Raw genomic sequence first — 1,133 nt, 5'->3', positions numbered from 1 at the left:
GTCATCACCACCGACCTGCGCCTGAACGAACCCCGCTACGTCACCTTGCCCAACATCATGAAGGCCAAGAAAAAGCAGCTGGACACCGTCAAGCCAGAAGACCTCGGCGTGGACGTGGCTCCGCGCCTGAAGACCCTGAAGGTGACCGAACCCGCCAAGCGCGGCGCAGGCATCAAGGTGGCTGACGTAGCTGCACTCGTTGAAAAACTCAAGAACGAAGCGAAGGTGATCTAAATGTCGGTACTCGTTATTGCTGAACACGACAACGCCAGCATCAAAGGCGCAACCCTCAACACCGTCACTGCCGCTGCAGCTTGCGGCGGCGACGTGCACATCCTCGTCGCCGGCCACAACGCCGGTGCCGCCGCACAAGCCGCTGCCCAGATCGCCGGTGTCGCCAAAGTCATCCACGCCGACGCAGCCGGCCTGGAGCATGGCCTCGCTGAAAACGTCGCCGCGCAAGTTTTGGCTATCGCCAGCAACTACAGCCACATCCTCTTCCCCGCCACCGCTGGCGGCAAGAACGTGGCCCCCCGCGTGGCTGCCAAGCTCGACGTTGCGCAGATCAGCGACATCACCAAGGTTGTGAGCGCCGACACTTTCGAGCGCCCCATCTACGCTGGCAACGCCATTGCCACCGTGCAAAGCAGCGACAGCGTCAAAGTCATCACCGTGCGCACCACCGGCTTTGACGCAGCAGCCGCCACTGGTGGCTCTGCCGCCGTTGAAACCGCAGCCGCCACAGCCGACAACGGCAAGAGCAGCTTCATCGGCAGCGAAATCGCCAAGAGCGACCGGCCTGAACTCACCGCCGCCAAGATCATCGTCTCCGGTGGCCGGGCTTTGGGCAGCGCCGAGAAGTTCAACGAAGTCATCACCCCACTGGCCGACAAGCTGGGCGCAGCCATTGGCGCCAGCCGCGCGGCGGTGGATGCGGGCTACGCCCCCAACGATTTGCAAGTGGGCCAGACCGGCAAGATCGTGGCGCCGCAGCTGTACATCGCTGTTGGTATCTCGGGTGCGATCCAGCACTTGGCCGGGATGAAGGATTCGAAGGTGATCGTGGCGATCAACAAGGATCCGGAAGCGCCGATCTTCAGCGTGGCGGACTATGGGCTGGAGGCGGACTTGTT

1 protein-coding gene and 1 pseudogene are annotated in these 1,133 nt (G+C 62.8%); both read left to right on the top strand.

Annotated features, from left to right (window positions below; all coding sequences use genetic code 11):
• Positions 1–234 (top strand): annotated as a pseudogene (locus IHV84_RS20170) (electron transfer flavoprotein subunit beta/FixA family protein); the annotation flags it as partial.
• On the top strand, positions 235–1,133 hold an 899-nt coding region (locus IHV84_RS20165; RefSeq protein WP_198848162.1), incomplete at its 3' end, for an electron transfer flavoprotein subunit alpha/FixB family protein.

The sequence above is a fragment of the Acidovorax sp. IB03 genome (assembly GCF_016406015.1).
In the GTDB taxonomy this organism is placed as follows: domain Bacteria; phylum Pseudomonadota; class Gammaproteobacteria; order Burkholderiales; family Burkholderiaceae_C; genus Acidovorax; species Acidovorax temperans.
The sequence above is the reverse complement of the archived record's forward strand: the minus strand, read 5'-3'. Positions and strand labels throughout refer to the sequence as shown.